This is a genomic window from Frankia sp. AiPs1, from assembly GCF_023716945.1.
In the GTDB taxonomy this organism is placed as follows: domain Bacteria; phylum Actinomycetota; class Actinomycetes; order Frankiales; family Frankiaceae; genus Frankia.
On record NZ_JAMQQF010001200.1, the window covers coordinates 1 to 502 of the forward strand.

1 pseudogene is annotated in these 502 nt (G+C 78.5%); it reads left to right on the forward strand.

Annotation, left to right across the window (positions count from 1 at the left end):
- Positions 1 to 176: 176 nt before the first annotated feature.
- Positions 177 to 502 (forward strand): annotated as a pseudogene (locus tag ND748_RS33635) (hypothetical protein); the annotation flags it as partial.

Below are 502 nucleotides of genomic sequence, written 5' to 3' on the forward strand. Positions count from 1 at the left end.
GGTCGGACCCCGGCCATGCCGCTGACCGGTCGGGCCGCGAGGGCCGCGAGGGCCGGTCGGGCCGGGAGGGCCGGACGGGGCGGGGGGGGCCCGGGGCTGTCGGGCAGCCGGCGGCGGCTGCCCCGGTCGATCCGCGTACCGCCCCCCGCCAGGCCTACGATCACTGCCTGGAAGCGATGAGCAAGGCCGCCGAGCTACGGGCGGTCTCCAAGGCGGCCGGTTCGGCCTCCGCCGGGCTGATGACCGCGCTCGCCTGCCTGCTCAGCCTTGTGTTCGTGGGGGTGCTGCGGGTGTTCACCGAGGCGCCCGGGCTGCCCTGCATCGTCGGCGCGGCGGTGCTCGCCGCGGCGTTGGTGGCCGTGGCGGCCGGCTCCGAAGGTGGGGTGAAAGCCGTGTCCCGGGCGGGCATGCTGGGAGCGGGCGCCGCCGCGGTGGCGGTGCTCGCCACGTTCCGGCTCGCGCCGATGGCGCCGGTCGACGTGGCCGCCGCGCTGCTCGCGCT